1 protein-coding gene is annotated in these 6,000 nt (G+C 50.9%); it reads right to left on the bottom strand.

What is annotated here, in order from left to right; all coding sequences use genetic code 11:
• Positions 1-931: 931 nt before the first annotated feature.
• Entirely contained in the window at positions 932-5,938 is a 5,007-nt protein-coding gene (locus B5F25_RS17240; protein WP_087251045.1) for a helicase-related protein, read from the bottom strand.
• Between the last annotated feature and the right edge of the window lie 62 nt (positions 5,939-6,000).

Raw genomic sequence — 6,000 nt, 5'->3', positions numbered from 1 at the left:
TATTGCACGATAACTCATACCCTCCTGACGTAATTGGTACGCCAAAGATAAATACTCTTTCTTTAAAGTTTTTCTCATATTTCTTCTTTTTATGAGTCAACTTTTTTTAGGATAAGACACACACCATTATTTTGTTCGCCTGTCCTATTATGTTTTTGTCCATCGCCATTAATATTGAGGGTTTAACTTCTTTCCCTGTCTTCGGCTTCCTTACAAGCCTGCATCGGGGTTATTTTTCTGCCCCGTCAATGGGCAAAGGACAACCGGCAAATCCGGTGGTGGAAATACGCTTTCAGTGCAGCGGAAAGGAAGATTTCCACCAACCACCCGTGGCGGCTTGCCGGATTTGCAAGGATTGGACACGGCCTGTTAGTTTTGCAGGAAAATAATCCGAAGCAGGTGCAGAAACCGCAATGGCATCAGACAAGTATAAAAGGTGGAGCGTTTTGTAAAAGGGATTCGTCGATAAAACTGGACTATAACAGTATTCCGGCTTGGGTGGGTCAAACAAACCCTGCTAGGCAGACAAAAGAGGACGCTTGTTGGGCGGGGGACAGGCATACGAGGTTGTTTCAGCAAGGCTGAAGTTCCCGTGTGCCTGCCAAGGACAACGTGCGTCCGTCTGTCCTCCTTGTGTGGGTCTGCCCAATGGACAGACGTGCGTAAGAACAGGCTTCCGCTGATTATTCCGGGTCGGGAAACCGGATATGCTTGGTATAAAGGAAGATGGCAAAGTCCATATAAAAGGCAGGGAAAATACAAGTGGCGGAAACCGCAGGTATAAATTGCTTTGGGCAGCTATATATAATAGGTATAGGGCAGCTTGTCTCCCGTCGGCTTGGGCTGCCAACAAAGACAAGCTCTGGCAAATGGGAAAATCCCCTGCCGTGTTTCTCAACAAAGCAGGGGAAAGTGTCAAATATGAAGTTGGCTATGCCGCCGGTACTGCCACTGGCTCGGTGCCTGGTGTCGGTACGGTTGGGCGTTCCGCTTCTTCAAGGGTGCGGTTGATGCGCTCCTCCAATTCCTTACACTCCTGTTTGAGCCGTTTCAGTTCTTCTTCCTTGCTCCAACGCCGTGCCATCACTTGTCGCAAGGTGGTGATTTCTTCCTCCAAATGTTTTTGCCGCTCGGCTTGGCGTTCCATTAGCTTGGGTATGTTTTCCAAAGTGGTCTGTGGGAACACCGCAGCCGCCGCAAAACTTGGTGGCAATGAGCCGGACTTGCCGCACTTGTATTTCAAGCCGCTCTTGCCCTCCACGAAAAACGTGTTGCGGTCAAAGCTGCCGTCAAGACGGTACTCGCTGCGCACCAACAGCCGTAAGCCATTGTAACTGCCAACGGACGTAAAGTCGCCACGGTGTTTCCTTGAAATTGAATGCAAGGCTCGTCCTGTTTCTTCGGCTGTCAGTTGGGCATTGCCGTTTACCTCAATGCTGCAATCCTCCTTACGGGTGTTGAAATACTCCCAATCTTCTGTCATGCGCCCGATGTTGCGCTTGCAGTTGTCAATCTCTTGACGGTTGCTCTCCGCCTTACGTTCCGCACGGTAACGTTCCTTGTTGCAAACTGCCTGTTCCTTTTCCAACTGCATAATCTTGTTGTCGAGCTTCGCCTTGTCCAAAAGGTCGGTGTTGCCCGAAAGGATGGCCACGAACTCGGCAAAATTCATGCCTGTGTCCTCGTCCATACCGTCCTCGTCTATGCGGCGCACGGCTATCGTGCCGTTGTTGATTTGGTTGATGAAAAGCTGCTTGTTGCGCAAGAGGTTGAACTTGTAGGCATCCAAGGTCTTTTCCGTGCCGTAGATGATGATGTCAACCACGTTGCCGCCCCACTGCTTCACGGTATTGCCTTTGCGTACCGCCCGACCGTTGCGTTGCTCCAAATCGGCCGGCCTCCAGGGTACCTCCAAATGATGCACCGCCACTGCCCTCTGTTGGGCATTCACACCTGTGCCGAGCATGGAGGTAGAACCGAACAGCACACGGATAGTGCCGTTGTTCATGCCCTCAAAAATCTTCTTCCTTGCCTTTTCGGTCTTGGCGGTTTGGATGAATTGTATCTCATTGGCCGGAACACCCATTGCAACCAACTTGTCCTTGATGTCTTGGCAAACATTCCACTCATTAGGCTTGTAAGTGGAAAGGTCGCTGAAAACGAACTGTGTACCACGGTGAGCGTTTGATTTCACATAATACTCATAGATGGTCTGTGCGCAGCGTGAGGCTTTGTTGGCAGGGTCATCGCTGAACTGGTCACTCAACAGACGCATATCCAACGCCATCTTCCTTGCCACGTTAGTAGCAATCAGCATCTTTGCCTTGTCCATGTGTTCGGGCGCAGGGGCTTCCAAGCCCAAATCCGACCATTCACCGCTGTTGGCAAAACGTACCAACCGTTCTATCATCGCCTCCTGTTCCATGGTCGGTTTGTCCGAAAGGAAACGCACGTTCTTGTCGGGGATATCAAGATTTATCATTTCTGCCGTGCGGTAATCCGTGATTTCACGCAGGAAAGCCGCCAATTCCGGCACTTTGATGTAGGTACGGAAACGCTCTTTGCGTTTGATAGAACCTGTCACGTTCAACTCGTAGTCAGTCGTTTTCTTAGTAAATATAGCAGCCCATGCGTCAAAGCAACTCACACGCTGCTTGGCAAGCTCTTTCGGGCGCAGGTACTTGAAAAGCACGTACAATTCGGTCAAAGCATTTACGACCACCGTACCCGACAGGAACGTAGCCCCCAAGTCCTTTCCTGTGCGTTCTTGTATGTCACGGATGGCAATCAGCAGGTTCATAGCACGCTGTGAACCTTGGTTGTTGCCGATGCCCGCAACCCTCGTGTGGCGTGTCTGGAACATCAAGTTCTTGAAGTAGTGCGACTCATCTACAAATATGTGGTCTATGCCCATCGTATGAAAGTCTATGCCTCCGTCTTTCTTCTCCTCAATGCGTGTTTTCAACGACAGGAGGTTTGCCGACAGGTTCTCTTGCCGCTTCTCCAACGCTTTCTGCATACGGCGGTTGCGCCACCCCATGCCGCTTTCTTCCAGCACCTGCAAGGAGCGTTCCACATCGTCAAGTTCCTGTTGCATGATGCCGAACATTGTTTCTTCCGACTGCGGTATCTTTGCGAACTGGTCATGCGTCAGAATGATGCAGTCCCAATTATTGTTCTTGATTTTGCTGAAAAGTTCCTCACGGTTGGCAGGGGTGAAGTCCTCCTTGCCGGGATAGAGCAACTTTGCCGATGGGTAAGCCTTGCGGAAACAGTCGGCTATTTCATGCACGTTGGCTTTCAGCCCTATTATCAAAGGCTTCTGTACCAACCCCAAGCGTTTCATTTCGTATGCCGCCACGCACATCACCATTGTTTTACCTGCGCCTACCTCATGCCAGCACACACCGCCGCCATTCTGCTTAATCATCCAGATGGCGTCTTTCTGCGAGGGGTATAAGTCATCGTAAGGGAACTGTGCAAAGGAAAGGCGGGGGAATGTTTGCGCCGAACCGTCATAGGACGGACGCACATAACAGTTGAAACGCTCGTTGTAGAGCCTTACCAACTCGTCACGGACGGCGATAGGCTGGCTGTCAAGCCAAGCGTTGAACTTGCCCCTTATCTCCTGTATCTTGGTTGCCACCTCCTGCATGGCTTCTTCATCGGGTACTTTCACCCATTCACCGCCACGCATCACCTCTTTTTTTATTTCGGGTATGGTGTCATGCAGGGCATGGGCAAACAGTTTCTCGCCTGTGTAACCGTGCGAGGCATAGATGTTGTATGCGGCAGGGGAATATCCATGTAAGGAAATAACATAGGTGTCGTTCACGTCAAAGTACACCACATCGACCTTGACATCAAACAGGTATTCGGCAAAGTCGGCATAGACTTCTGTCGGAATCCACCGCTCGCCCATGTTGAAGTCAAGCTCCTCATAAGGTATCAGTTCGGGCGTGACCTCTTCCAACGCCATTACCGTCTTTTCAGTCCAAGCCCTTGCCTGTCCTGCAAGGCTATGGATATGTCCGGCGAACGCTTTGCATTTCTCCACCACGTTACCTGCAAGTATGCGCCCCTTTTCTTCCCATGCGCTGGTTTCAGGGTTGTAGAACATTTCGCCCTCCAACGCCTCTATCACCTCGCTCTCGCTGCATCCTGTCGATTGCGCAAGGTAAACCATATCCACCCTGCCGTAATAGTTCAAGCTGCTTGCCAACGCTTCCATCGGGGCAAGGCGTACCGATGTGTCTATTTTCTTGAAAGCCACAGGCTCGCGCATGATGTCGGATTTCATCACCTCGCCACGCACTTGCATTTCGATGGAATACACCTCAAAGCCCAAGCTGTCAAGCGTCATCATTTCTTTGTTGCCGTCCGTGTGGAAATTGCCCCACTTGGTCACAAACGCATCGTATGTCTTGTTCAGCCGTTCACGGAGCAAGGGTTGTTCTTCCCTTGTTTCCGCTTCGCTTTCCGACAACTCGAAGTAAGCCTTTCGCACGGGAAGGTAGTCCTTTGCCCGTTCCATGTCCGCACCGTTGACTTTTATCGGGTTAAACCATGCGGTCATTTCGGAAAAACGGTCGGTTCTTCTGCTTTGTATAGTGCCAAGTTGCCCCTCGAACAGCACCAATGCACCGTCTTTCATCCAACCGGGCATTTCGTCCGTGTAGGGTCGTTTGCCAGTGTTTGGCTTGTACTGTGCCGCTGCCGTGGCTTCCCCGAAAAGGTCAAAGAGGGATAGCATCGCTCCCTGCTGCGGCTGCGCTTGCTTTTGCCAACCAAACAGGAAGGGCTTGAAATAGTGGGTGAAATTGGCTCTCAATATCTCGGCAAGCCGTTGGTGTATGGCTTCTTCTGTGCCGTTCCACTCGTACTTGCGCACCAACTTGCCGAATTGGTTTGTGCCGATGGCCGTGCCTGTGGACAACGTGCTTTGTGGTAAGGAGAATGCCTTGTTTGCGTGTTCTGTTTCCAGCCCCTGCGATGTGCGCTCCCTGCACGTTTCCAAGAACAGGCGTTCCCTTGTGGTGAGGTTTTGCTTGTGGCTGTCCTTTTGCAAGATGATAAGGTCGCTGCCTACCTCGATGCCGCCGGTCTGCATGAAAAGCGTGTCGGGCAAGCGCAGGGCGGTGATGATATGGGCGTGATGCACCAGATAGTCACGCACAAAGCGATTGGATGGGCTGTCAGCCACGCCCCTTGACGTGATGAAAGCCAGCAAGCCGCCCTCATTTAACAGTTCCATCGCCTTGATGAAGAAATAGTTGTGAATGGCTTTAAGGGATTGTTTGTAAGGCGTTCCCCTGCGTTCAAAGTCCGCATCGAACACGTTTATCGTGCCGAAAGGTATGTTGGACGCTATCACATCGAATGAGCCGTGTTCCAACTCCTGTGCGCCAATGGTTTCAAAGCCGTCAACAATCACCCTTGCATCGGGGTGCAAGGCTGAAAGCACAAGCCCTGTCGCCAAGTCCTTTTCAAACGCTGCCTTGTAAGTGTCGGACATAGAAACTGGCAGGAAGCCACCAATTCCTGCGGATGGTTCAAGAAAGGATTTCATTAACAAACCGTTGGCTTGGAACGTGGCTTGTATTTGGTCGGTCACCGCCTCTATGAGAAATTTCGGGGTATAGAAAGCGGTAAGGACGGATGCCTTTATGCTATCCACAAGCTCCCTGTATAGTGTTTCGTCGTCTTGTGCTATGGCTTGCAATACGCACACAAGATGGTCTAAAGTCTGTTTCATCTTGTCGGACATGGGGGCATTTGTTCCTAAATCCAATACTTCCTTGATGCCCCCAAATCCCGAATACAGGGAGAGGGTTTCACGTTCGACTGCTGTCGCCGTCCTTTTCTCGTTCCGCACCCGATAGGCTGTTTCGATAGCTGCTGTGTTCGCCGCCAATGCTTGCAATTTGTTGTAGTTCATATTCTTCATATTTGACAGATTTTGTTCTTTCCCCTGCTATCGGCCATATTTCGATGGCTCTT

The organism is Bacteroides sp. An19 (assembly GCF_002160215.1).
GTDB lineage: Bacteria > Bacteroidota > Bacteroidia > Bacteroidales > Bacteroidaceae > Phocaeicola > Phocaeicola intestinalis.
The sequence above is the reverse complement of the archived record's forward strand: the minus strand, read 5'-3'. Positions and strand labels throughout refer to the sequence as shown.

Coding starts and splice junctions, on each gene's coding strand:
- B5F25_RS17240 (WP_087251045.1), bottom strand. CDS start 5,938: ATGAACTACAACAAATTGCAAGCATTGGCGGCGAACACAGCAGCTATC.